The 26,081-nt window shown below is 40.4% G+C and carries 18 protein-coding genes; 14 read left to right on the forward strand and 4 right to left on the reverse strand.

Translation table 11 applies throughout. The features are described 5' to 3' along the window. The first annotated feature begins 1 nt into the window (after position 1). The 12 genes from DUT70_RS02005 (at position 2) to DUT70_RS02060 (ending at position 17,903) form a co-directional block, all read left to right on the forward strand. Entirely contained in the window at positions 2-1,867 is a 1,866-nt protein-coding gene (locus tag DUT70_RS02005) for a T9SS type A sorting domain-containing protein (RefSeq protein ID WP_113645630.1), read from the forward strand. Positions 1,868-1,938: 71 nt separating this feature from the next. Continuing rightward, positions 1,939-3,132, forward strand: coding sequence for a T9SS type A sorting domain-containing protein (locus DUT70_RS02010; protein ID WP_113645631.1), 1,194 nt, complete (start codon positions 1,939-1,941; stop codon positions 3,130-3,132). An 88-nt stretch (positions 3,133-3,220) separates the two neighbouring features. Further along, entirely contained in the window at positions 3,221-6,388 is a 3,168-nt protein-coding gene (locus DUT70_RS02015; protein ID WP_240431997.1) for a SusC/RagA family TonB-linked outer membrane protein, read from the forward strand. Between the two features lie 8 nt (positions 6,389-6,396). Continuing rightward, entirely contained in the window at positions 6,397-7,974 is a 1,578-nt protein-coding gene (locus tag DUT70_RS02020; protein ID WP_113645632.1) for a RagB/SusD family nutrient uptake outer membrane protein, read from the forward strand. An 11-nt stretch (positions 7,975-7,985) separates the two neighbouring features. Beyond that, positions 7,986-8,900, forward strand: coding sequence for a DUF5017 domain-containing protein (locus DUT70_RS02025; protein ID WP_162926553.1), 915 nt, complete (start codon positions 7,986-7,988; stop codon positions 8,898-8,900). A gap of 3 nt (positions 8,901-8,903) precedes the next feature. Further along, complete coding sequence (locus tag DUT70_RS02030; protein ID WP_128353275.1) at positions 8,904-9,257, forward strand: hypothetical protein; 354 nt, start codon at positions 8,904-8,906, stop codon at positions 9,255-9,257. A 1-nt stretch (position 9,258) separates the two neighbouring features. Next, positions 9,259-10,680, forward strand: a complete 1,422-nt coding sequence (locus DUT70_RS02035) for a sialate O-acetylesterase (RefSeq protein WP_113645635.1) — start codon at positions 9,259-9,261, stop codon at positions 10,678-10,680. Positions 10,681-10,819: 139 nt separating this feature from the next. Beyond that, complete coding sequence (locus tag DUT70_RS02040) at positions 10,820-12,265, forward strand: sialate O-acetylesterase (RefSeq protein ID WP_113645636.1); 1,446 nt, start codon at positions 10,820-10,822, stop codon at positions 12,263-12,265. Between the two features lie 76 nt (positions 12,266-12,341). Further along, positions 12,342-12,698, forward strand: coding sequence for a hypothetical protein (locus DUT70_RS02045; RefSeq protein WP_113645637.1), 357 nt, complete (start codon positions 12,342-12,344; stop codon positions 12,696-12,698). Positions 12,699-12,939: 241 nt separating this feature from the next. Then, positions 12,940-14,382, forward strand: a complete 1,443-nt coding sequence (locus tag DUT70_RS02050; RefSeq protein ID WP_113645638.1) for a sialate O-acetylesterase — start codon at positions 12,940-12,942, stop codon at positions 14,380-14,382. 210 nt (positions 14,383-14,592) lie between these two features. Further along, positions 14,593-16,596: an FG-GAP repeat domain-containing protein gene (locus DUT70_RS02055; protein ID WP_240431998.1), complete on the forward strand. Its 2,004-nt coding sequence runs from the start codon at positions 14,593-14,595 to the stop codon at positions 16,594-16,596. Positions 16,597-16,601: 5 nt separating this feature from the next. Continuing rightward, a complete protein-coding gene (locus DUT70_RS02060; protein ID WP_113645639.1) occupies positions 16,602-17,903 on the forward strand; it encodes a DUF3748 domain-containing protein in 1,302 nt (433 codons plus the stop codon). 145 nt (positions 17,904-18,048) lie between these two features. On the opposite strand, the gene DUT70_RS02065 is transcribed toward DUT70_RS02060, so the two are convergent. The 4 genes from DUT70_RS02065 to DUT70_RS02080 all read right to left on the reverse strand — a co-directional run bounded on the left by DUT70_RS02065 (position 18,049) and on the right by DUT70_RS02080 (position 25,021). Continuing rightward, entirely contained in the window at positions 18,049-21,207 is a 3,159-nt protein-coding gene (locus DUT70_RS02065) for an error-prone DNA polymerase (protein ID WP_113645640.1), read from the reverse strand. A gap of 3 nt (positions 21,208-21,210) precedes the next feature. After that, entirely contained in the window at positions 21,211-22,710 is a 1,500-nt protein-coding gene (locus DUT70_RS02070; RefSeq protein ID WP_113645641.1) for a Y-family DNA polymerase, read from the reverse strand. Then, entirely contained in the window at positions 22,707-23,441 is a 735-nt protein-coding gene (locus tag DUT70_RS02075) for an ImuA family protein (RefSeq protein WP_113645642.1), read from the reverse strand. Before DUT70_RS02075 ends, DUT70_RS02070 begins: the two co-directional genes overlap by 4 nt. Before the next feature lie 182 nt (positions 23,442-23,623). After that, the gene (locus DUT70_RS02080) at positions 23,624-25,021 is read right to left on the reverse strand and encodes a sigma-54-dependent transcriptional regulator (RefSeq protein ID WP_113645643.1); all 1,398 of its coding nucleotides are present in this window, start codon (positions 25,019-25,021) and stop codon (positions 23,624-23,626) included. Positions 25,022-25,196: 175 nt separating this feature from the next. Here DUT70_RS02080 and DUT70_RS02085 point away from each other — a divergent pair, with 175 nt between their 5' ends. Together DUT70_RS02085 and DUT70_RS02090 are read left to right on the forward strand one after the other, a co-directional pair. Continuing rightward, the gene (locus DUT70_RS02085) at positions 25,197-25,403 is read left to right on the forward strand and encodes a hypothetical protein (protein WP_113645644.1); all 207 of its coding nucleotides are present in this window, start codon (positions 25,197-25,199) and stop codon (positions 25,401-25,403) included. 2 nt (positions 25,404-25,405) lie between these two features. Beyond that, positions 25,406-25,882: a nucleotidyltransferase gene (locus tag DUT70_RS02090; protein WP_113645645.1), complete on the forward strand. Its 477-nt coding sequence runs from the start codon at positions 25,406-25,408 to the stop codon at positions 25,880-25,882. Positions 25,883-26,081 lie beyond the last annotated feature (199 nt).

The raw sequence follows: 26,081 nt of genomic DNA on the forward strand, positions 1-26,081 counted from the left end.
TATGAAGAAAGATCTACTTAATCTTATTTTTTTGGCTTTCGTAAGTTTCACTGCACAGGCCCAAATCTTTTCACAAAATTTTGGTGATGCTACTGCTAACGCCATTGATGCATCGGCTTTTGCTACGTCGTCAAATCCAACCAAAAAGATGTTCACGTTCATTAGCAATTATGGCAATTCGAAGTCTAGCATTGTAGATGGCAAATTACAATTTAATAAAACAGCGAATTCCACCACGCATTTTGTCCGAAATCTGGACTTTGTGCCAAATCCTAAACTAATTAAGGCCAGCTTTAAATTTCAATGTATTGATGCCGTTGGCGATTATAACCTGAACCAAGCTACTTTTATGTTTGGGGCCAATTTTATTAATGATGCTACGTTACCAAGTCAGGTAGATACGCACAGTAAATTTGGAATCAGTATGAGTGGTACAGATTTTAAAGTGAACGTTGTGAGCAACCAAGCAAATACGACCACCTCTCAATCTTCAGCTACTTTTAGTGGGCAACAAGCCATTACCTTTATTGCCAACAATAGCGGCGGCGCTCAAAAATATGTAGCACCAGATGGTAGTACAGAAACATTGGCCGACGATACTTGGGACTTATGGGTAGGTAATATCAAAGTTTACAATGATATTGCAGCCTATGGCAACTCGGATATCAAGCACTTTAGATTTAGCATGTTATCGGCATCTGCAACCATTGCTACAGTGAAGGTTCAATTTGATGATATCGAAATTCACAACTTGTACGACATGCTCGCTTGGGATTTCAGTGGACAAATAGGAACATTAACAGGTGGTGCAAGCCCAAGCATTAATCAAGCAGGATTGGAAAGTTCGGCATTGACTAGAGGAACTGGATTAGCAGAAGGAAGCTTTAATAATTCTTATTTTTCTACCGTAAGCCCTTCTTCGCTAACTAAGGCTGATGCCATTACAAATAGCACTTTTTACGCTTTTACCGTTAAACCTAAGGCTAATTATACCGCCTCACTAACAACTTTAAATTCCAAGGTAAGAAGAAATACCACTGGACCCAAAAAAATACAATGGCAATACAGCACTAATGGTGCTACGTTTATAGATTTAGGTGCTGAAGTTGATTTGGGAACCACTTCTGATGGAGAGGTTCAAGCGCCAATTGACCTTACTGGCATTGCTGCTTTGCAAAATGTACTTCCATCGACGACCGTTACGTTTAGGTTGCTAGGCTGGGATGCCACTGATGGAGGTGGTTTTGCCATTGGCAGAATTACCAGCAACGCTTCTGGCAACTCATTATTTTTAGAAGGCAGCGTACAAGAAACCGTACTTCCAGTAACACTCACTTCCTTTAAAGCGACTAAACAAAGTAACGCAGTACGTTTAAACTGGACTACAGCCTCCGAAGAAGATAATAGCTACTTTGAAATCCTAAGAGCGGGAGAGAATCAAAAATTTATAAGCATTGGTAAAATCAACGGAAATGGAACTGTTACTGAAGCCAAATCTTACAGCTTTACCGACCACAATCCTTTAGCCGGAGCCAACTACTATCAATTGAGCCAAACAGATGCAGACGGTAAAAGCAGACAAATTGGAACAGTTCAATATGTAAAGTTTGATTTTTCTACTACGTCGTTAGCCGTATTGCAAACTGCCAATCAGCAAGAAGTAAAAGCATTATTAAATATTGAAAAAGCAGGTAAGGCAAATGTATTGGTGTACAATATTTCTGGGAATACACTTTATCAGGGTCAGTTTAATTTGAATAGTGGGCTCAATGAAATTGTGGCTCCTGTTAGCTTAAACAGAGGAATGTATATTTTGAAAGTAAGAACGCAATCGGGAGAAATTTGGCAAACAAAATTTGTGAAATAAAATATAAGCGCTAAAGTGTATAAATCTTTTTATTCATTTTAGTGCTAAATAAACCAAATAAACCAAAACGTATGAAAAGAATTTACCTTACCCTAGTGGTATTGGCTATGCTTATGGCCCATACCCTAAAAGCGCAAGTGATTGCTGGCTGGAATTTAAAAGCCTATACTACGGGCAACAATTCGATCCCTGGAAATCTTAACGCCACTTCTCAGGACCCAAATATTCAAACCCCCGTACTGTCAAGAGGTAGTGGGCTGACCTCAAGCGATGTCAACTTTGCCTATTTTTCCAACGTAACCTCAACCAGTACGACAGGAAATTTGGCTGCTGATGCTGTCAATAATGGCGACTTCTATCTGGTTGCCTTGAATGCAACAACTGGGACTATGAATGTGACTAAAATTAACTACCAATTATATCGTTCGGCAAACGGGCCAAATACTTTCAGATGGGCCTATAGTATCGATGGTGGTGCTTTTGTGAATGTGGGACCCTCAGATGTAACCTACACTGGTACCGATAATTTAGGCTTGATGCAAACTACCATTGACGTATCTGCCGTAACGGCTTTGCAAAATGTACCTTCAACTTCTACGGTTACATTTAGGTTACTGGGCTGGGGTGCTACAACTGGAACCAGAAGATTTGGATTAGGAAGAAATTCTTCGGCTTCAGATAATGCATTGGTGCTTTCTTTCGAAGGATCCTTGTCTACCACACTTCCCGTTGAGCTTACTTCTTTTACGGCAAAACCACAAGCCAATGCTGTGCAATTGAATTGGCAAACGTCGTCAGAACAGCGTAATTCGCACTTTGAAATCCTGCGCTCGGCAGATGGAGCAACTTTTAACGTGATCGGTACAAAAGCAGGAAATGGTACTACCCAAAATAGACAATACTATAGCTTCGAAGATAAGCAACCCTTAAATGGAACTAGCTATTATGCCCTTAAGCAATTTGATGAAGATGGAATGAGCAAACTTTACGATGCCATAGCCATAAAATTGAATTTGGTGCCTTCTATATTTATGGTAACGCCTAGTGCCACAGGTATTTCTATCCAAGTGGGCGCAGTTTTAAACGAAAAGGCAAATGTTTCCATTGTAGACATCAGCGGAAATAAAATTATGGAGAGACAGCTGCTCTTGAACAAAGGCACTAACCAGTTAGAGATAGATAATGTTGCGTTGGTAAAGGGTAAGCTTTATATGGTCAACCTCAAATCCGCCAGTATTAACCAAACGGCCAAAATCATCAGATAAGGAAAAAGAAAAGTGTCGATTTGTTTTTCATCTTTTTAAGGTGAACTAAAAATCTACGTGCCTATAAATTACATTTATCATTAAAAATATGCAGCAAAAATTAGCACCAATAGGTCTTTTGCTTCTATTGTTGAGCTGTTTTTTTACTTCTGTAAAAGCGCAGCAAACATTAAAAACAATCAACCTTAAAGTTATAGATGCCGACCAAAACGACCCTTTAGGTGGGGTGGTTATTGGCTCCGCGTTAGACAAAAAGAAATCAGTCTTAACCAATGAACAAGGAATGTTCAGCATTACCTTATCGGAAACAGATACCCTGATCATTTCCCATATTGGCTACCAGCGTCAGGGCATTGCCGTAAAAAAAATCACCGGAAGTACCATCGCCCTAAAATCAATAGCCACTCAATTGGAAGATGTGATTATTATTGGATATGGTACCGCTAAGCGAGACGAAATAGCAGGTTCGGTAGCTAAGGTAGATATCGAAGAGATGAAAAAAGCTCCCGTAACTTCCTTTGAACAGGCCTTGCAGGGACGAATCGCAGGTCTACAAATATCTGCCAGCGATGGCCAGCCTGGTGATGAAATGAACGTAGTGATTAGAGGCGGTAACTCCCTTACCCAAAGCAATGCTCCTTTATATGTGATTGATGGTTTTCCAGTTGAAGACCCCTCGCTAAGCTCTCTTAATCCAGACGATATCGCATCCATTACGATTTTAAAAGATGCGGCTTCTACGGCTGTTTATGGTGCTAGAGGTGCTAATGGGGTAATTGTTATCGAAACCAAAAGAGGACAAGAAGGGAAGCCTTCGTTCAGTTATCAGCTTAATTATGGGGTGCAAAATTCTGACAAGCGCATGGAGTTGATGAACCCTTATGAATTTGTGAAATATCAACTGGAATTTAATCCAACACGAGCAACCAGTACCTATCTCATTAATGGACGTACTTTGGACAGCTACAAAGACATCAAAGGAATTGACTGGCAAGAAGCGGTATTTAGAACGGGTGCCTATCAGCAACACAACATCAGTGTAACTGGAGGAACTAAGCAATCCAAATACATGATTTCGGCGGCCATTCTTGACCAACAAGGAATGATTATCAATACAGGCTTTAAACGTTATCAAGGTCGTTTAGCTTTAGATCAGAGCTTTTCAAAAAGGGTAACTTTTAGGCTAAGGGCCGATTATAGTAGTCAGGAAGCTTATGGACAAAGAGTAGCGGCTTCCAACGCTGATAGCAACGGTGCGCAAGCCACCAGTTATTTGCTTTTTGGTACTTGGGGGTACAGGCCAGTTACAGGGAATGTGGATGAAAACTTGGAAGATGACCTATTGGACCCCACTATTCAGCTGTCTACCGATTCGAGGATAAACCCAGTAATGTCGGCCAATAACGAGTACAACAGTAACAAAATCCATAATCTTAATGCCAATGCCTTTGTTAATTTCAATATCATAGAGGGATTGGATTTTAAAATTTCTGGAGGTATCAGTAATAGAAATTCGAGGGTTGATGAGTTTTATAATAGCAAAACTTCCAGAGGTAACATCAATATTTATGGCAACACTGCCAGAGGGATTAATGGCGCCATTGATTTCCCTTCAAGATTTAGTTGGACCAATGAAAATACCCTGAACTACACCAAGCAGTTTAACAAAGTGCATCGCGTCAATGCTATCATCGGTTTTACCATGCAGGAAGTAAAAACCTCTGCTTATGGTTTTGCCACTCGCCGTATTGCTGACGAAAGTTTGGGCATGCCAAGCTTAGCTTTAGGTACGCCTTATCAGGTAGGGGCAATGGAATCAAGAAACACCTTGCTTTCAGGCTTGGGAAGAATCAATTATAACTATAAATCTAAATACACGCTGGAGTTCAGCATGCGTGCCGATGGTTCTTCTAAATTTAGACCAGAAAATCGTTGGGGATATTTTCCAGCGGCAAGTTTTGCTTGGTTGGCAAGTCGTGAGACATTCCTTAAAAATATCAAAGCCATTAGCAACGCCAAGTTCAGGGTAAGTTATGGTCTATCGGGAAATAACCGTGTGGGCGATTTTTCTTACCTATCTACCATTGGTTATCCGATGACGAATGCCTATTCATTCCAAAATCAAACGCCTCAACTAGGCAGTTGGTTAAGCAATTTGGGTAATCCTGCATTAACTTGGGAAACCACTGCACAATTAGATTTAGGAGCTGATATTTCGTTTTTGAAAGATAGAATTAGCTTAACGGTAGATTACTACAACAAAGACACTAAAGATCTATTGCTTAATGCAGATATTCCCACCACTACGGGTTATTCAAAAGTGTTTAGAAACATTGGGAAGGTACAAAACAAAGGCTGGGAGTTTACTTTATCTACCATCAATATTAAGAATGCAAATTTTTCATGGTCTAGTAACTTCAACATCTCCTTTAACAAAAATAAGGTGTTGGAATTGGCCGATAACCAAGAAGTTTTCTTAAGCCGCGTATCGTGGACCAGTACTTTTAATGGTACTCCTTTGTATTTGACTAAGGTGGGTCAGCCAGTTTCGCAGTTCTTTGGTTACGCTTTTGATGGTGTATATCAATATGCCGATTTCAACCAAATGGCTGATGGCAGTTACAAGCTAAAAACTGGAATTACAGATAACGGTACGGATAGGGAAAGCATCCAGCCAGGTGATGTTAAATACAAAGACATGAATGGTGATATGGTTATTAACGACCAGGATATGGTGGTCATTGGTAGAACCTTGCCCAAACATACGGGAGGTTTTTCTAATGTTTTTCAATACAAATCATTTACCCTAAGTACGCTGTTGCAATGGAGCTATGGTAACGACATCTTTAACGCCAATAGGGTAGTGTTTGAAGGTAATGAAATTAACCGCAACAATGTAAACCAATTTGCGGATTACCAAAACAGGTGGACACCAACCAATCCAAGCAACACCATGTTTAGGGCGGGCGGCTCAGGACCATTGGGTGCTTATTCTTCACGCACTATTGAAGACGGTTCCTACCTCAGGTTAAAAACAGTGGCTTTAGCTTATCTTATTCCAGCAAAATGGTCGACAAAAATTGGTTTGAGCAAGTTGCAGGTTACTGCATCAGGACAAAACCTGGCCACTTGGACTAAGTATTCTGGCATGGACCCTGAGGTTTCGGTACGGAATACCATCTTAACCCCAGGCTTCGATTATTCGGCCTATCCGTTACCTCGAACAATTGTATTTGGTTTACAGGCATCATTTTAGGAGGTTTTATGAAAAGAAAATATCAAATCATTATAGCGCTTTTAGCAATTGTATTCATCAGTTCATGTTCCAAGTTTTTAGATGTAAAACCTAAAGACTCTATACTGCCTGAAGAATATTTTGAAACCGAAGAGCAACTGAACAAAGCACTTATCGGTGTTTACGATGTGCTGGGCAATTCGGCACTTTACGGCAATTACATGCACGGCCGCATGGGCTTAGATGCCGATGAAGGTTTCCAACGTAGTTCCACTTTAGTCACTGGCCCCATCACTTATGACGTGGAAACGGCAGATTTAACCGTAAAGAATTTTTGGGCTGCCTTGTACGATGGCATCAATCGAGCGAACTTTTTATTGGAAAATATCCACCGTTCTCAAATGGACGAAACCAAAAGGAACGAGGTTAAAGGACAAGTACTTTTTCTACGAGGCTATTATTATTTTCTGTTGGTATCCAACTTTGGCGATGTGCCTTTAATCACTGCAGCGAGCAAATCCGTCGGTAATACACAAATTGCACGCACGCCTTCCAAACAAGTATATGAACAGATAGAAAAGGACATGTTAGCTGCCGAGCCTTTGGTGAAAAGTGCTCCAGAAGTAGGTTTTGGTGGTAAAATCAGTAAATCAGCCGTTTGGGGGATATTGGCCAAAGTTTATTTGTATTGGGCAGGTTATCCTTTAAGAGACCAAACTAAATATGAGCAGGCTAGGAAATGGTCTTCAATGGTGATAACTTCTGGGGGACATGCCTTAAATCCATCGTACCAACAAATTTTCATCAACTATGCGCAAGATAAGTACGACATTAAAGAAAGCATTTGGGAAGTAGAGTTTTGGGGTAATGATGCCGAAGCCTATACCGAATCGGGCAGGGTAGGCAGCGTGTTGGGAATTGCCAACTCTACTGATGACCCTGTGGTAGGCCGAGTGTTGGGATACATCAATACCACAGCGACCTTATACCGAAGGTACGAGGATACGGATTTACGTCGTGATTGGACCATTGGTCCTTTCAGATATAGCGGTACACCACCAGCTAAAATCAATTACAGTGCTACACAAATCTATCAGCGAAATGTTGGTAAATGGCGTCGCGAGTATGAAGTCGTTTCTCCAAAATCTATTATCTCTACCCCACAAAATTATCCATTATTGCGCTATAGCGACGTGTTGCTGATGTATGCTGAAGCAGAAACAGAAGTGAGTGGAGCGCCAACTACTGCTGCTTACAAAGCAGTTAATGAAGTACGCAGAAGAGGTTATGGAAAGGATGTCAATACTCCTGATGCAACGATTGATTTTTCGGGAATGGGAAAGGCCAGTTTTTTAAGTGCCTTGCAAGATGAAAGAAGCCGTGAGTTGGCCTTCGAATCTATCAGAAAAGGTGATCTAGTTCGATGGGGATTATTGGTAAATAAAATGAAGACGGTAGAAGCTGATTTTGGAAAGGACATCGTCCCTGATAACCTCAAACATGGTGCTAAAACGTTCAAAAGTGCTTCAGCCAGAGATGTGGTGTTTCCTATTCCAGCTTATGAAATGTCCTTAAACAGATTATTAGTTCAAAACTATGGATGGTAAAATTTAGGATGATGAAAAACACGAAAATATACGCAGTTTTATTAGGCTTATGTTTAGCCTCTTGCGATAAAGAAAAACCCATTAGCGAACCAACTTTTGATGTAAAAGCCACTGCCACTACTTACAAAGTAGGCGATAGGGTTGAATTTAACTTAAGTGGTAATCCAGATATTGTGAGCTTTTATTCGGGAGAAGTAGGGAATGATTATAATTATGTGCAAGGCAGGGTAATGCCAGCTACTAGTGCATTATCTCTTACTACTCGTGTGCTTGCCGCTGGACAGCCAAACCAGTTTGAAGTATTGGCCTCCTCAGATTTTAATGGCATTTATACGTTAGAAAATGTACAGGCTGCCACTTGGGTACCGCTTAATAGTCGCCTTACTTTAGCCACAGCAAATATAGAGGTTAGCTCAGGTGTAGCCAGTGTGAACGATGCTTTGACCAAAGACAAGGCCATTTACATCGGGTTCCGATACAAAACCAAAGCAAAACAAAATGCAGGAAATCTACTGGGTGCTCGCTGGCGAGTGACCAACTTTTCGTTCCTTATTGCTTCGGCCATTTCATCGGAAGAAAAAGCCCTTAGTGGTAGTGCGGGTTGGAACGTGGTGACCAGTAGTAATTACGAAACCAATCGTGTGCGTATCACCAGTGCGTATTTGGAATTTATGGGCAATGCCACCAATACTTCGGTAGATACTGAAGGCTGGATCATTACGTATCCCATTCTATTTGATGGATTTATCACTTATTTGCCAGATAAGTCTAAACCAATTAAGAGTATCGGTAGTCAAAGCGTACAAAACTATACGCATATCTATCAGCAACCAGGAACTTATAAAGCAACTTTTGTAGCTGCCAATGCCAATACAGAAGGATCTAAACAAATCAAAAAAGAAATTACCCTAAATATTACTCCTTAAACCATGATGAAAAAAGTCATTTTAAGCATCGCTTGCATAATATGTTTCAGTTTGGGCTTGCAAGCACAAGATACGCCTCGCAAATACAGTTCATTTCCATTTAATGCCCAAAGCCTAAAAGAAATTGGTTGTAGTGCCGAACAAATCAAGAAGATAACAGAAATCAGAAAGGTAATAATGGATGAACGAAAGAAAGTAACAGAAGATACTTCGCTTTCGGAGCGTGACAAAAAACTGGAACAACGTAAACTCATTGATAAAAGTAAAGTGCAAATGATGGAGGTGTTGACCGATGAACAAAAGCAAAAAGTAGAAGAGTTTAACAAGAAGGTGAAAGAAGAAAAATCGGAAAGTTAAGATGAAGAAGATATTAATAGCCCTATCATTCATATTGGGACTAGCCAGTGCACAAGCAAAAGTCATATTACCTTATGTGTTTAGTAATGGAATGGTATTGCAACAAAAAAGCAATGCTGCTATTTGGGGTAAAACCACTCCTGGGACATCGGTAAACGTAGTCACTTCGTGGAATAAAAAGGAGTATAAAGTAAAAGCCAATGCAGATAGTACTTGGAAGCTTAAGGTAGAGACCCCAAAAGCGGGTGGGCCATATCAAATTGACATTAACGATGGTGATTTGGTGAGTATTAAAGATATATTGATTGGGGAAGTGTGGTTCATTTCTGGCCAATCCAATATGGAGATGGCATTGCGTGGCATGGGGGCAGATCAGCCCATTCTTGGTGGGCGAGAAGCAATTGCCAGTGCCAATAACGACAAAATTAGGTTTTTTAGAAGCCAACATAAAGTATGGGGAACACCCACTGATAACCTAAGAGGCAGATGGCAAACAGCCAGCCCCACCAGCTCGCCTTTGTTCAGTGCATTGGGTTATTTCTTTGCACTTAAGCTTCAAAAACAGCTAAACGTTCCCGTTGGGATTGTGCAAGTAGCTTATGGAGGTACACCCATAGAGGCTTGGATGAGTAAAGAAAGTTTAGCGCCTTTTAATGCAGAAGTAAAAATACCTCAAGAAAAAAACGAAGCCATCGAGAATAAAGGCACACCAACCAGTTTGTTTAATGGGATGATTAATCCCATGATTGGCCTTACCGTAAAGGGGATGCTTTGGTATCAAGGAGAGCACAATAGACGCTACCCAGCACGTTATGCCAAGCTTTTTCCAGCTATGGTTGCCGACTGGCGTAAACGTTGGAATAATGGCGAATTTCCTTTTTATTATGTGCAAATAGCTCCTTATGGTTCGCCAGCAAGTTATGTCCCTTATATTCCGTTTTTAAGAGAAGCTCAATTAAACAGTTTAAATGTGATACCAAATTCTGGAATGGTCGTGAATGTAGATTTAGGAGCAGAGAATTTCAATCACCCACCATTTAAAGAGAAAGTGGCCGATAGAATGTTAGCCATGGTGCTAAACAGAAATTATGGTTTCAAGGAATTGTCTTATCAAGGACCCGCCTATAAGGCATTAAGTATACAAGGAAATATAGCCATTTTAAGTTTTGACCATGCCGAAAAAGGCTTGAAATTTAGTGAAGAAAACAATGCTAATTTTGAGGTAGCAGGAGCCGATAAAAAGTTTTATCCCGCTTCAATTGTTAAAATCAAAGGCAATACCATTGAAGTTAGTGCGTCAGAAGTTATTAAGCCCGTGGCAGTACGCTATGCTTTTAAAGCTTGGGTAGTGGGTAATTTATACAATATAGAAGGTTTTCCGGCTTCATCATTTAGAACGGATAACTGGGAAATACCAAAGTAGCTCTTCCTTCGTCATTGCGAGGTTACGAAGCAATCTTACAATACAGAAGTTAAAATCATTTAGCTTTAGGATTGGTTTGCTTCACAATGATCAATTTAGGAATGGCTTTATCACAAACGATGATTTAATTCTGATTTACATGAATAAAATAATAACAATATTGATTTGCTTTTTGCTTAATTCGCAACTATCCACTGCAAAAATCACTTTGCCCAGTTTTTTTGCTAATGGCATGGTGTTACAGCAACAATCTCAAGTGAATTTTTGGGGCAAAAGCACTAATCCATCAAAAGCATTGACTGTTACTACCTCTTGGGATAAAAAGAAATACGAAGTCAACGCTGATGCCGAAGGCAAATGGAAAACAAAATTAGCCACTCCAAAAGCGGGCGGCCCATACACCATCACCATTAATGATGGGGATAATTTTCAATTGAACGAAGTCTGGATAGGAGAGGTTTGGTTAGTTTCAGGGCAATCGAATATGGAAATGCCAGTACAAGGTTTTAAAGATCAGCCTGTGTTAAACTCCTCAGCAATCTTTAAAAATGCCACCAACAAAAATATTCATGTGTTTAGGACCATAAAAGAAGCCAAAGGCGTACCCGTAGATAATATGCGTGGCAATTGGCAAGTTGCCGATTCGGCAGCAATTCGTTTGTTTAGTGCCATAGGTTATCTTTTCGCAGTAGAATTGCAGCAGAAATTAAAAGTTCCTGTAGGTATTATTCAATCTGCTTGGGGCGGCACAAATATTTCATCATGGATGAGTGTCGAAACCTTCAAAGAGTTTGAAAAGGAAAATCGATACAAACTAAAACATCCCGATTCAGTCATCAAAACAGATCGAAATGCACCTACAGCCCTGTTCAATGGAATGATCAATCCGTTGGTTGGCTATGGGATGAAAGGCGTATTGTGGTATCAGGGAGAACATAACCATCGTGAACCAGATTTCTATGCGAAGGTATTTCCAGTGATGATTAAAGATTGGCGCACACGTTGGGGAATAGGGGATTTTCCATTTTATTATGTGCAATTGGCACCTAACGAATCGGTAAAAGACGGAGAACAGATTTCGCTTTCTGCTTTATTTAGAGAAATGCAATATAACTCGCAATTTTCTATCCCAAACACGGCAATGTCGGTTACACTAGACGCTGGAGAACAAAAAGTCATCCATCCGGCCAATAAACAAGCGGTTGCGAAACGTTTAGCAGCTATTGCACTACATAAAACTTACGGATTTACAGAAGTGGTTTACGCTGGCCCGAGCTATAAAAACTTTATCGTAAAAGGCAATCAGCTAACCCTTAATTTCGATCATGCAGAAAAAGGATTGAAAGCTTTTTCCACGCCTAGTGTAAACTTTGAACTGGCAGGAGCCGATAAAGTATTTCATCCTGCAAAAGCCGAAATAAAAGGCAATGCCGTGCTTTTACAAGCAGATAACGTGCAAAAGCCAGTAGCTGCACGCTATGGTTTTAAAATGTGGGTAATGGGCGATTTGTATAATGCAGAAGGTCTGCCAGCTTCGTCCTTTAGAACCGATGAATGGTTTGCACCATCATACGGGAAAAAATAATTTGTTAAAAAATATTAAAACCAGTACAGTGTATTCTAATATTGAATATATTTAATTAATTAAATATAAATTCTTGATGAAAAAGTTATTGTTTACGCTATTTATTGCGTGTTTTACCGTAGTATTTGCAAACGCTCAGGATGCTCCTAAAAAGAAAACTTCTTTTGGTTGGGACAAAGCTTCACTTACCGAAATTGGTTGTGATGCAGAAACGATTAAAAAAATTGCTGCGGTTAAAAAAGAGGCTACAGCAAAAAGACAGAAAATTGATGAGGATGCCAGCCTAGACGAAAAAGCAAAAAAGGCAGCCATTAAAGTGGTAGTGAAAGAGAGAAACGATGCGATGATGGCCTTTTTGAACGACGAGCAAAAGAAAAAAGTAGAGGAAATTAATGTCAAGCTAAAAGAAGAAGCCAAGGCAGGAGGCAACTAAAATATCTTATTTAAATTCCAATGGGGATAAGTCAATTGTTAAAATTGGTTTATCCCTTTTTTATGCCTAAAGATTTCGAACTTTTTTTTAGAAGAACCATGATAAAATTGTATAAAAATTGGGAAAGAAAAGTAATACTAATTTTATACTATACCTTTAAATTAGCCAAATGCTAAATGGCAACCACAAATAGTTTCTATGAACTTGCCAGCATAGTGTAAATAGCCAAATATATATTGATATGAAACTCAAGTTTTTTTTAAGCGCGCTTTCCCTATTTTTTCTATCTACATCCAGTTGGGCCAAGGTAGTACTGCCATCGGTTTTTTCAAATGGTATGGTGTTACAACGAAACGCCGAAGTAGCCATTTGGGGCAGTTCAGATACTCAAAAAGAGGTTGTAATCAACACTTCTTGGAACGGGAAAAGCTATAAAGTAAAAGCTACTGCTGGGCAATGGAAAGCTAAAGTTACTACTCCTGCTGCGGGTGGACCATATACCATTACCATTAATGATGGTGAAGAAACAAAGCTGCAAGACATTTTGATTGGTGAAGTATGGGTCGCTTCAGGTCAATCAAACATGGAAATGCCTTTGAGAGGATTTAAAGACCAGCCAGTAAGCAATGCCGAAGAAATCATTAAAAACGCTGCAAACAATAAAATCAGGTTGTTTTTAGGAGAAAAAGTCACTTGGTCAAACCCTTTAAATGAGGTGAAGGGACAATGGCAAGCAGCTACACCTACAGTAGTGACCGAATTTAGTGCCGTAGCTTACGGTTTTGCTAAAATTTTACAAGAGAAATTAAAAGTACCTGTAGGAATTATCCAAGTAGCTTGGGGTGGAACCTTGGTGCAAGCTTGGATGAGTGCAAAAAGTTTAGGTCCATATCCAGAAGTTAAAATTCCTGAAGCCAACAATACCGCTTTAAAAGATAAAAATGTAGCCACAGGATTGTTTAATGCCATGATTCATCCTATTTTAGGCTATAACATTAAAGGTGTGATTTGGTATCAGGGCGAGCAAAATAGACATGAACCAGAAAACTATTTGAAAATGTTTCCCGACATGGTGAATGACTGGAGAAGTCGATGGGGCATTGGCAATTTTGCTTTCTACTATGTGCAAATAGCTCCGTATATTTCAAAAACGGAAAAGCTTTCAAAAGCCTTGGAGGAATTACAACCTAAAGTACCTTTCTTACGTGAAGTCCAGTTAAAAGCCGAGCAAATTATCCCAAACAGCGGAATGGCGGTAATTATGGATGTAGGTGCACAAAACACCATCCATCCGCCAGATAAACAGACCGTAAGCGATCGTCTGTCTTTCATTGCTTTAAACAAAAGTTATGGATTTAAGAACGTTGCTTATCAAGGCCCAGTTTATAAAAGCCAAAGTGTTAATGGTAGCAAAGTGCTTTTAAAGTTCGATTACGCCAAACAGCTGAAATTTAAAGGTGATGCCAAAGAATCGTCAAATTTTGAAGTAGCAGGAAAAAATCAAGTGTTTTACCCAGCCAAGGCGGTAATTACTAAAGATGGGATTTTGGTAAGTGCTTCAGAAGTGGCGGAACCAGTATCCGTACGTTATGCGTTTAAAGCTTGGGCACTTGGCGACTTAGTGAATGAGCACGGTTTGCCAGCTTCTTCATTCCGTACAGATAACTGGGTAATTCCGATGTAATTGAATAGCCCTTTTGTCATTCATAGCGGGCTTTGTCATTCAGAGCGAAGCGAAGAATCTCCAATGAATGAAACCAATAACCAAGTCAGCAATTAAATCAACATAATCTGCGGGAAAAGTGGTCATTTTAAAAGATCTCTCCGCTACGGTCGGAGATGACGAAATAGGATAGTAATGAACAACTGAACCAATGAACTAATGAACCAACAAATGAAACAAAAATGGATCGCGGGCATTGCCCTAATGGCATCAGCCAGCTTACTCGCTTTTACGTTAAAAAAAGATTCGCAGCCAAAACCAGCTGAAGAACCAAAACTTCAGATATTAAAATACAACAATCCAGATTTGGTAGTTGATTTAGGCGTGGGACTATGGGCTTGGCCTGTGCCCGTTGATTGGGATGGTGATGGTGACATGGACCTGTTGGTTTCCTGTCCTGATAAACCCTTCAATGGGCTTTGGTTGTTCGAGAACAAATCGGCTGCTAAAATTCCAGTGTTCGAGAAACCTGTAAAACTAGGTCCTGCCGTTAAAAACATTCAAATCTCTTATAGCAATGGTAAACCCCGCTATACCACGCCAGGAGTAGAGTTGCCTAGCTTTAAGGCTGATTTAGGTAAAAAGAAAAATAAGCTTTTCCCAGCCGATTCAATTCTAAAAGATTTGAAAGGTCGTAACCGTTTCAATCAATGGAAGTTTGTGGATTATGATTTGGATGGTGACGATGATATCATTGTAGGTATCGACGATTGGGGCGATTATGGTTGGGATAACGCGTTTAACAAACAAGGTGTTTGGACCAATGGACCGTTGCGAGGCTTCTTGTATCTCATCGAAAATAAAAATGGTCAATACCAAAACAAAGGAAGATTAAAAGCAGAAGGAAAAGAGATTGACGTATACGGTGCGCCTTCTCCAAACTTTGCCGATTTTGATGGTGATGGAGATCTAGACATTATTTGCGGAGAATTTTTGGATAAGATGACTTATTTCGAAAACATTGGCACTAAAAATCAGCCAAAATATGCCAAAGGAAGATATCTGGCCAACGAAACAGGAATCATCAAAATGGATTTGGAAATGATTTTACCCACTGCGGTTGATTGGGATGGTGATGGTGATGTTGACCTAATTGTAGGAGACGAAGATGGTCGCGTAGCTTTGATTGAGCATACTGGCAAAGTGAAAAATGGCATGCCCGTATTTAAATCACCTTACTACTTTAAACAAAAGGCCGATAATCTGAAGTTTGGGGCTTTGGCTACGCCAGTTGGAGTAGATTGGGATAATGACGGCGATGATGATATTGTGGTGGGCAACTCTGCAGGTTATGTCGCTTTTATCGAAAACTTGGGTATGAACGGTCAAACCCCTAAATGGGCTGCGCCAAAATTATTGGAAAGTGAAGGTAAGGTGATCCGTATTCAAGCGGGCGACAATGGTTCTATACAAGGACCTGCGGAAGCTAAATGGGGTTATACTACCGTCTCCGTAGCTGATTGGGATGGCGATGGTTTGAAAGATATTGTCATCAATTCCATTTTTGGCGAAGTGATGTGGTACAAAAATATCGGCACTGCCAAAGCACCTAAATTGGGGAAAGCACAAAACGTAAAAATAAAGTGGGAAGCCAATGCCAAAGCGCATAAGCCAAGTTGGAATTGGTGGGATCCAAAGCCACAAACTTTGGTCACTCAGTGGCGTACCACGCCTTTTGTGGTAGATTGGAACAAGGATAAACTGAGTGACATTGTGATGCTTGATACTGGAGGCTATTTAACCTTTTTCGAACGCTTTAAGCAAGGCAATGAGCTATGGTTAAAGCCTGGTAAACGTATTTTTGAGGGATTGAATTATTCAGGTTACGACCAAAAACATACCATAAAAGATAGTATTCCTGGTACTTTACGCTTAAATAGCCTTAATTTTGGACAAAGTGGCCGCCGTAAATTTACCGTTGTAGATTGGGATGGCGATGGTTTGTTAGATATTGTAGCTAATAGTAAGAATGCTAGTTTCCTTAAAAATACAGGAGCAAAAAATAGTAAGGTATTCATTAAAGATGAAGGATTTTTAGATGAACTAGCCCTAGCGGGACATGATACCAGTCCTACCACAGTAGATTGGAATAAAGATGGAATACCTGATTTGTTAATTGGTGCAGAAGATGGCCATTTTTATTACATGTTAAATCCTAAAAGCAAAAAAAAGTAGATCGTATGTTCGACAAAAAAGAAGTTCAAATTACACATGGCGAAATCGGACATACATTAAACACAGGTCAGGTATTTTCAGCGAACAATGAATGGATTGTTTTTGACCACCGAAATAGTGATGGGGATATTAAGATTACTGGTAGCATAGGAGTGGTTAACCTGAAAACAGGTGAAGAAAAGACGATTTATACGGTTCCAAATCAAACACAATATGGTCCAGGTGTAGGGGCAGCTAGCTTTTCTCCAAAAGAAGATAAGGTCATTTTTATACACGGTATTCGCAATGCGGATGCAGAAAAACCTTACGATTTTACGCGTAGAACTGGTGTAGCTATTGAATTAGAAAATCCTGAACAGCCCATTTTTATGGATGCGAGGAACGTTGAAAAACCTTTCACAACGGGAGCTTTAAGAGGCGGGACACATGCCCATTCTTGGAGTGCCGATGGGAATATGATTAGCTATACCTATAACGATTACGTGATGGAGCAGTTGGCCAAAACCAATCCACAAGTGAAAGATTTGCGTACCATAGGCCTCATGTTTCCTAAAAAAGTACAAGTGCCTAATATCGCTAACATAGAAAATAACAATGGTGAAATGTTTGCTGTACTGGCGGCAACGGTCACCGAAAATCCAAAACTTGGGAGTGATGAAATAGACAAGGCTTTTGATGAATGTTGGATTGGAAAAGAGGGTTATGTTAAAGCCGATGGTCATCGGCAATACAAAGCCATTGCCTATCAGGGAAACATAAGAGATGGGCAAGGCAATACCATTACCGAAATTTTTGTAGCCGATATTCCTGATGATTTAAGTACCACAACTTTTGATGAAAGCGTTGCTGGTACCATTAATACTCGTCCTGCTGTGCCGAAAGGTATTAGTCAACGTCGTATCACTTTTAGTCAGAAAGGAGTAAAGGGACCCAGGCATTGGTTGCGCAGCAATGCTGATGGTAGTTTGATTTTTTTCCTGTCTGAAGATGAAAATGGATTGGTACAAGTGTTTGCTGTATCACCAAATGGAGGAGCTATAGAGCAAATCACCTACAATGATTTTTCCATTACCAGTCCTATCAACATCAGCCCAGATGGCTTGTGCCTTTCTTATCTCGCCGATCAAAGCGTATTCATCACCGAAATTGCTAGTGGGAATTCACAGCGCTTAACTCAAAAATATAGTGCTCCAGAGCAATTAAATGGCGCTGTAGTATGGTCTAATGATGGAAATATCTTGGCCTTTAATCGCTATGTAAAATCTGATAGAGGATTCTTTCTGCAAATATTTTTATTAAGCAAATAGTTTATTAGTTCACTCGTTCATTAGGCATTATCCCATATCCCTCTCTTGGAGGGCGCAGGGGAGGTTCATTTTTGGACTTCGTAAGTCTGTTTCCATTAACAAAAAAAATCGTAGGTTTTCAAAACCTACGAGGTTTACTAAATCACTACTTAAAATTCCTCCCATCATGAAAAACTTTTTCACCCATGGTAGGAGGAATATTACGAGTCTTGCTGCCGTGAAGTTGCTGCAATAAACCATTGTAGTTATGACAACGCTGCACTACAATATGTACTACTTCTCCTTCACGCTGTACTTTGCCCTCTATCATGAGCAGTTTAGCCCCCAATATCTCCTTGCGGAATTGATTAAACAATTTTTGATAAACCACTAGGTTGGCAATGCCAGTTTCATCTTCAATGGTAATAAAACAAATACCACTGGCAGTTCCAGGCCGTTGACGAACCAATATCAGTCCCGCTACTTTTATTTTTTCGCCGTCTTTGGCTTCATTGGCCGTTTGGGTACTTAACACGCGAAGTGCTTCCAATTCTTTGCGTATAAAGCTAACGGGATGTGCTTTCAACGAAAGCCCTACATGAGCATAGTCATGTATCACATGCTCCGAAGTAGGCATTAACGGTAAAGAAATCTGAGTCTCATGTTGACTATTATCAGCTTTGCCCTCAAATAATGCAATAGGCCTATCATGTAGGGCACTAATATGCCAAAGCGCATCTCTACGGTCCATGTTCATGCTCCTAAAAGCATCGGCATCGGCGAGCTTTTCCAGGGTACTTTGGCTAATCCCAATATCACGTAAAGCTGCTAAGCTTTTGTAGCCCGATTGTCGTTGAGAAACAAGATAATTCATTTCCTCTTCGGCTAAACCTTTGGCCTGTCTAAATCCCAGTCTAATGGCACAAAAATCACCAACTTTATCGGTTAGCGTATTGTCCCATTCAGAGTGATTAATGTCTATAGGTAAAACCGTGACGCCATGCTTTTCGGCATCTATCACAATTTGTGCAGGTTGATAAAACCCCATAGGCATACTGTTGAGCAGAGCAGTAGCAAACACATCAGGATAAATACATTTGAGATAGCTGGAAATGTAAACCAATAGCGCAAAACTTGCAGCGTGACTTTCAGGGAAGCCATATCCACCAAAGCCTTCAATTTGCTTAAAAAGACGTTCTGCAAAATCAGGTTTATAACCTTTCTTTGCCATTCCTTCGAGAAGTTTTTTCTTGAAATCGGTGACCTTTCCTACGGCTTTAAAAGTAGCCATGCTCCGTCGCAATTCATCAGCTTCTGTGGGTGTGAAACCTGCAGCAACAATGGCCACTTCCATAGCCTGTTCCTGAAAAAGTGGGACACCAAATGTTTTTCCTAATATTTCTCTAAGCTCATCTGAAGGATATTCTACCTCTTCCTCACCATTTCTTCTTCGCAAATAAGGGTGTACCATGTCGCCTTGTATAGGTCCTGGTCTAACAATAGCCACTTCAATGACCAAATCATAAAACTTCATGGGTTTCAATCTTGGCAGCATCGACATTTGTGCTCTGCTCTCAATCTGGAACACGCCCAAGGTATCGGCTCTGCTAATCATCTGATAAACTTCATTGCCATCTTCATGAGGAATATTATGCAGGTTGTAATCCTTCTGATAATGGTTTTTAGTTAAAGTAAAAGCTTTGCGAATGCAGGTCAACATCCCTAGAGCCAATACATCTACTTTTAGGAAACCTAAGGCCTCGATATCATCTTTGTTCCACTCGATACAAGTACGGTTTTCCATACGGGCATTTAGCGTGGGGCATAAATCTGTTAACTTTCCTTGGGTAATGATAAAGCCTCCTGTATGTTGACCTAATTGACGTGGAAAACCCACCATTTGTGAGGTAAGTTCCAGAGTTTTTTTGAGTAATGGATCATCGGGGTTAAGCCCATGAGCCACTAAGCGTTCGCGGTCAAAACCTTCATCGTAATGACTACTTACCGTTGCCGAAAGAATGTTGAGCGTGTCTACGGATAATCCCATCGCTTTGCCTACGTCCCTAACTGCGCCCTTACTGTGCAATTGCGTAACGGTGGCAACAATCGCCGCACGATCTCTTCCGTATTTTTCATAAATGTATTGCATCACTTCTTCTCGACGCTCATGTTCAAAATCTACATCGATATCAGGTGGTTCGTTGCGAGCATCAGACATGAAACGGGCAAAAAGTAGGTTGATTTCGGTAGGGTTCACCGAAGTAATGCCCAAACAGAAGCAGATGACCGAGTTGGCTGCAGAACCTCGTCCCTGGCAAAGAATATCACGACTACGGGCAAAGCGTACAAAATCATGTACCGTTAAAAAGTAGGAGGCATAATTTTTTCTTGCTATAAAATCCAATTCGTAGTAAATGGTTTTTAAAACCTTTTCGGGGATGCCCTCAGGAAATTTTTCTTTAGCACCCAACCAAGTTAAATGAACAAGTTCTTCTTGTGGAGTTCTTCCTTCGGAGGTGAGCTCTTCGGGATATATGTACTTCAGCTCATCCAATGAAAACTGGCATTTTTCGGCAATAGATAATGCATTGCTAATCGCTTGTGGATATGGTCTAAACAAACGGTGCATTTCAGCGATGGGTTTAAGATGTCTTTCCGCATTTTCATGTAGCTTGTAGCCAGCGGTGTATATCGTACATTTTTCCCTCACGCAAGTAAGGATATCCTGTAGCTGTCGGCGTTGAGGTTCATGGTAATGTACATCATTAGTGGCCACCAAAGGGATGTGGAGTTGCTTGCTTAACTCTGCTAGTCTGAACATTCTTTTCTGGTCTGAACCTGTGTAGCTGCGGTTGATGCCCAGATAAAGATTGTTACTTAAGGCTTTTTGATAGTGTTGTAAATGTGTTTTAAAGTCGGTTTCGAAATCAAAATTTTGGTTAAGTGAATTGGGCGCAATGGCGATAAATAAAATATCCGCTTTGTGTTGCCAAACGTCCGCCTGATAAAGGTGACATTGCCCTTTTTCTGCACGACTATTTCCCAAACTTAGCAAAGCCGACAAACGGCTGTAGCCATTTTTGTTGGTGGGATAGGCCAGTAGCGAAGGGCCATCCAACAAATCTAACCTGCAAGCTGGAATAAGTTTGATGGCATGCTTTCTGGTGGTGATATGGGCACGCACAATGCCCGCCAAACTATTCCTGTCGGTAATGGCTATTTTAAGGTAGCCTAGTTGGGCCGCTCGAGCGACCAGTTCTTCGGGATGTGAGGCGCCACGTAGGAAACTGAAATTGCTGGTGGCCTGTAATTCTACATATTCCATAAGCTAGGCAAAAAATCCATGAATAAACCATTGTGCGGCAATTTTGCTGTGGTAATGCCCTAACCTGAACAACCAATAGCGTTGCCCTTTTTCATCTTCTACATAATAATAGTCGCGGTGTTTACCTTCATTTAACCACCATTCACGCTCAATCCTTTCGGGACCGTCAGCTTTAGTAATGCGGTGCAATTGACCTTTATAGGTGAAGTTCATGGGAGGATAATCAGGAATGGGGGCACTCACCTGTATGGGCTCTGGTTGGTTGAGCAACACGGTGGGCCTAAGTTTGTGGGTTTGCCATTCGGTTTCGGGCAGTTGTTGTGGGTCCGTTACCGCTTTAATGCTATGCTCAGGCCAGTGATGTTCCTGTGGTAAATATCGCCTGATGGCATTTTTTCCAGCTTTGATACTGATACGGTCCAGTAATTCCGAAACTTCAGACAAATTGCTTTGTGCCTGAATTTGCCATAATGCTTCTTGTTGTTTAGGCAATGCTTCTACCTTGGTGGCTTCCATAATGAATAGCTCAATCCCCAAATCAGGTTCAATCTGTTTGATTTTGAGCTCGAACAATTTGAAAAGATGCTGGATATGGATAGAAGCCTGATTGGTGCCAATGCTAATTTGTTGTAGTTCGCCATCAAGGCGATAACATTTTAAGGTAGCATTTCTAAAACCCACATCATCTTTTTGTAAGAGGATACATAAGTTTTCTAACAAGGTTTGGATAGCTATTTCGATGCCTTTGGCCGTTTGGATAGGCTCCAAACAATGTAATCGTTCTTGGTAAGGATGTGGTTCTGAAATGGTTTCAAATGCCTCGGGCTGGTGGCCTAAAGCTTGTCCAATACGCAGGTTAATCTCCTCTCCAAAACGTCTGCGTAGTGTAGAAGAGGCGATATGGATAAAACTATCAATAGTATGGAAGCCCAATTTGGCCAAGCGTTGTAAAATGTTTTCCTCTAAACGTAAAGCTTTAGTGGGCAAAGGTAATAAGGCCTGTAAATGCTCGCCACTTTTGACGATTTGGTTTTCTCCATAATGGGTAATGGCCCAAGCAGTACCTAAAGTATCGGCCATGGCTATTTTAAAATGATAACCTGCTTTTTTTAGCCTCGAGCTAATCTCTTGTAGGTAAGGTTTTTCACCTTTCCATAAATGCGTACAGCCCGAAACTTCTAGGAACAAACCGTCGGGTGGGGCTAAGGCGATGTTAGGGCTATACCGAATAAACCATTCGGCCAGCATTTTTAACAGTTTTTGTTGGCGCAGCGGTTGGTATTTGAAAGCCTGTAGCGAAGGCAGAATGATTCTGGCATCAGCCAAAGGCATATTGGGTTTTAAGCCCAGCTTTTTCGCCTGATAGCTAACACCTATAATGATTTGTTTGTTGCGTTCATGTGTCACTAAAGCATAGGCTATGCCATCCAGCTCTTTTTGCCGAATAGCCATTTGGTCGGTTACCAAATGCGGGAACCATATGGAAACGTAACGTTTGTTCATGAACCAATGGCATGTGGAAGGAAAGGTTGTGATGCAGAGCTTTCTATGGTGTGGAATTGGTCGTTATGCCATGAAATGTTGAAGCTTGCAGTGCTACCATTACGTACTTTTAGTAGTTCTACCTGCCAATTGGCAAAACCAACTCCTGGCAATTCGGTTAGGTTAAGGCTTGCCGTTGGGCTAATCTGCCACCTGGCAGCGCAGGCAGTGGCATGGATAGGCCCTGTTTGGGTGCGTAAAATAAAACCTGTGACTTTGCTTTTTTCTACGGTAAGCTGCAAACGTTGTGATTGGGCAAAGGTAATGGCTTCCAGTTCGCTGATGACCCCGTTAAGGCTTTGGCATTTTAAGGCTTCCTCGGTAGCCCAAAGGATATCTTTGGGTTTTACGAGATTGATAAAAATAATTTGATGGGCTGGAATGCCAAAATAGTTTAGTCCAGGGGGGAATAATTGGCGTTGTTTTCCAATCCATACATAAATACCTTGATGGGTATTTAGCTTGGATAATAAGGCCATGATAAAGGCGCTGGTACAAGCGGTATGTTCTGGTTGTGTACTTACAAACTCGTGAATGGTGCCTGTAGGGAAAACTTGATTGGGAAAATGTTTTTCGATATGGGCAAAACCAAGTTTTTTTTGCTGTTGCCTAGGTTTTGTCTTATAGCCCTCTAAATCGAGAATTTGCCGCTGTAGGCGTTCAATAACCGTTTGATGAAAGGGACTTTTCATTTTTTTACTAATATTTTTAGCAAAAATAATAAAAATTTTAGTAATACAAGTTTTAGTCTGGTTTAATTTTAATCGAAAAAGTACTATGATGGATGGAGTGGGTCGTTTACTGAACCTTGTATTTAAGGAATAAATGTTTCAAAATAAAAGCGGAGCTTGTAGGCCCCGCTTGGTTAATATGTTTATTCGGCTCTTTTCAGTCCAAATTTTTCTATTTTACTGTAAAGATGACTTCGTTGGATATCAATATCGTCGGCTGTTTTGGATACGTTCCAGTTGTTTTTTTCCAGCTTGAACTTGATGAACTCTTTTTCTGCAAAGTCTTTGTACTCTTGGAAATTGCTGAAGCTGTCGTAATTAAAGCTGCTACCCTGATTGCCACTATTGGTAGTTGGCTGACTAGCGCCTACATTAGTACCTCCACTAGGATTGGCAAAGGCCACTACATCCTGTTCGGTAATGGTTTTATCACTCAAAATAATCAAACGCTCAATCATATTGCGCAGCTCACGTACGTTACCTGTCCATGGCAATCTTTTCAGCGCATCCATGGCACCATCTGTAATTTTCTTACCTGGCATGCCATATTCGCCACAAATTTCTTCCAAAAAGCTTTGCGCTATTACAGGAATATCGTCGGTACGCTCCGTGAGGTGAGGTACGTGGATATTGATGACGTTTAAGCGGTGGTACAAGTCCATCCTAAAATTACCTTCTTCAATTTCTTTTAAAAGATCTTTGTTGGTTGCCGCTACAATCCTCACATTCACATCAATTTCCTTTTCGCCACCTACACGGGTAATTTTATGTTCTTGCAGCGCACGTAGTACTTTTGCTTGTGCCGACATGCTCATGTCGCCAATTTCATCTAGGAACAAGGTCCCGCCATTGGCCAACTCAAATTTTCCGATACGTTGTTTCACTGCCGAAGTAAACGAACCTTTTTCGTGTCCAAAAAGTTCACTTTCAATCAACTCAGAAGGGATAGCCGCACAGTTTACTTCTATCAATTGTCCTTCAGAACGGTTTGATTTTTCGTGCAGCCAACGTGCAACCAATTCTTTACCGCTACCATTCGCCCCGGTAATTAATACCCTGGCTTCGGTAGGGGCTACGCGTTCGATGGTTTCCTTTATTTTTCCAATGGTATCCGAGTTTCCCAGGATGTCACGGGTTTTACTTGCCTTTCTTTTAAGGACTTTGGTTTCGGTCACCAAAGAACCACGGTCTAAACCATTACGTACGGTAATTAGTAGACGGTTTAGATCAGGTGGTTTAGAGATAAAGTCAAAGGCACCTTTTTTACTGGCCTCTACGGCAGTTTCTACCGTGCCATGGCCAGAAATCATGATGAATGGGAGGTCGGGCTTAATGCCAAGGGCTGTTTCCAGCACTTCCATACCATCCATTTTATTCATCTTGATGTCGCAAAGAACAAGGTTGTAGTCGTTCTTTTTGATCATTTCCAAGCCATCAATGCCGTTATCTATATCATCGACCTCGTAGTTTTCGTATTCTAATATTTCGCGAAGGGTACTCCTTATCGCTCTTTCATCATCAATAATTAGCAGTTTTGCCATATAGGTGTTAGATATTTCTTAATGCGAATATATTATTTTTTATGATATGTATAGTTTTTTGTACAATCTGTTTTTATAACGATGAGGATTAGAAGTTGTTTGTGAGTGTTTGGTTTTTTTAATCACGGATACACAGATGATTTTTATTTAGCTAATTGTTTTTGTATTTTTGAATATGGGCAGATTAAAAATATACGATATAGATATTCCCCGCGAAAGCATACTGGCTGAACGGGAAGTTTTGTATTTAAGTAAATCTGCTGAACAAAAATTCTATGCATTACTTCAGCTTAATCGTGTTTCTGTTCAATTGAATGGAGGTAATCCATTAAAGAAACCGCAAGGTAAAGGAATTCTTATTCGTAAAGCAAACCATAGCTAGGGATGTCTTTTGATAAAGAAAGTGCAGAAATGTTGTTGCTTTTAAGCGTTTTTCAAAAACATAGGGTTGATTATCTAATTGTTGGGGGCTTTGCCGTAAATAGATATGGCTATGGTAGAGCTACTGGTGATTTAGATTTATACTTAAGAGATACTGAGCAGAATCGCAGAAACCTTATTGAAGCCATTGATGAAATGGGATATGGAAGATATGATATGTTGATGGACACTCCAATTGTTGCGGGTTATTGTGAAATAATGATGGATGATGGGATGTATGCTGATTTGATGACGGATATTCCAGGGTTGGATAAAACAAAATATGATGAATATTTAGCAATGGCTACTGTTGATATCATTGATGGTTTTGAAGTGAAGTTTTTGCATTACAATCATTTGTTGTCGAATAAAAAGGCTACTAATAGAATAAAGGACCAATTAGACGTACAAGAACTGGAACGTATTAATAAGAAGAGCTAGCTTTCATAGGTTTTTGTTCTCTAAACCTGATAGGAGTGGAAATACTTTTTGTGGCAAAAACATTGAAACCTCGTAGGTTTTCAAAACCTACAGGTTTGTGTCCGATGTTAACAAAAAGATTGCAACGGATAGCAGGACTGGAGTTGCTAATAACCACTAGGTTGATTTTCAAATAAATATATCAAACAAATATTTGACA

This window comes from Pedobacter chitinilyticus (genome assembly GCF_003313385.1).
Taxonomy (GTDB): domain Bacteria; phylum Bacteroidota; class Bacteroidia; order Sphingobacteriales; family Sphingobacteriaceae; genus Pedobacter; species Pedobacter chitinilyticus.

Excerpts from the sequence above, each read along its gene's own strand:
- DUT70_RS02005 (WP_113645630.1), top strand. The coding sequence starts at position 2 with ATGAAGAAAGATCTACTTAATCTTATTTTTTTGGCTTTCGTAAGTTTC.
- DUT70_RS02010 (WP_113645631.1), top strand. The coding sequence starts at position 1,939 with ATGAAAAGAATTTACCTTACCCTAGTGGTATTGGCTATGCTTATGGCC.
- DUT70_RS02015 (WP_240431997.1), top strand. The coding sequence starts at position 3,221 with ATGCAGCAAAAATTAGCACCAATAGGTCTTTTGCTTCTATTGTTGAGC.
- DUT70_RS02020 (WP_113645632.1), top strand. The coding sequence starts at position 6,397 with ATGAAAAGAAAATATCAAATCATTATAGCGCTTTTAGCAATTGTATTC.
- DUT70_RS02025 (WP_162926553.1), top strand. The coding sequence starts at position 7,986 with ATGAAAAACACGAAAATATACGCAGTTTTATTAGGCTTATGTTTAGCC.
- DUT70_RS02030 (WP_128353275.1), top strand. The coding sequence starts at position 8,904 with ATGATGAAAAAAGTCATTTTAAGCATCGCTTGCATAATATGTTTCAGT.
- DUT70_RS02035 (WP_113645635.1), top strand. The coding sequence starts at position 9,259 with ATGAAGAAGATATTAATAGCCCTATCATTCATATTGGGACTAGCCAGT.
- DUT70_RS02040 (WP_113645636.1), top strand. The coding sequence starts at position 10,820 with ATGAATAAAATAATAACAATATTGATTTGCTTTTTGCTTAATTCGCAA.
- DUT70_RS02045 (WP_113645637.1), top strand. The coding sequence starts at position 12,342 with ATGAAAAAGTTATTGTTTACGCTATTTATTGCGTGTTTTACCGTAGTA.
- DUT70_RS02050 (WP_113645638.1), top strand. The coding sequence starts at position 12,940 with ATGAAACTCAAGTTTTTTTTAAGCGCGCTTTCCCTATTTTTTCTATCT.
- DUT70_RS02055 (WP_240431998.1), top strand. The coding sequence starts at position 14,593 with ATGAAACAAAAATGGATCGCGGGCATTGCCCTAATGGCATCAGCCAGC.
- DUT70_RS02060 (WP_113645639.1), top strand. The coding sequence starts at position 16,602 with ATGTTCGACAAAAAAGAAGTTCAAATTACACATGGCGAAATCGGACAT.
- DUT70_RS02065 (WP_113645640.1), bottom strand. The coding sequence starts at position 21,207 with ATGGAATATGTAGAATTACAGGCCACCAGCAATTTCAGTTTCCTACGT.
- DUT70_RS02070 (WP_113645641.1), bottom strand. The coding sequence starts at position 22,710 with ATGAACAAACGTTACGTTTCCATATGGTTCCCGCATTTGGTAACCGAC.
- DUT70_RS02075 (WP_113645642.1), bottom strand. The coding sequence starts at position 23,441 with ATGAAAAGTCCCTTTCATCAAACGGTTATTGAACGCCTACAGCGGCAA.
- DUT70_RS02080 (WP_113645643.1), bottom strand. The coding sequence starts at position 25,021 with ATGGCAAAACTGCTAATTATTGATGATGAAAGAGCGATAAGGAGTACC.
- DUT70_RS02085 (WP_113645644.1), top strand. The coding sequence starts at position 25,197 with ATGGGCAGATTAAAAATATACGATATAGATATTCCCCGCGAAAGCATA.
- DUT70_RS02090 (WP_113645645.1), top strand. The coding sequence starts at position 25,406 with ATGTCTTTTGATAAAGAAAGTGCAGAAATGTTGTTGCTTTTAAGCGTT.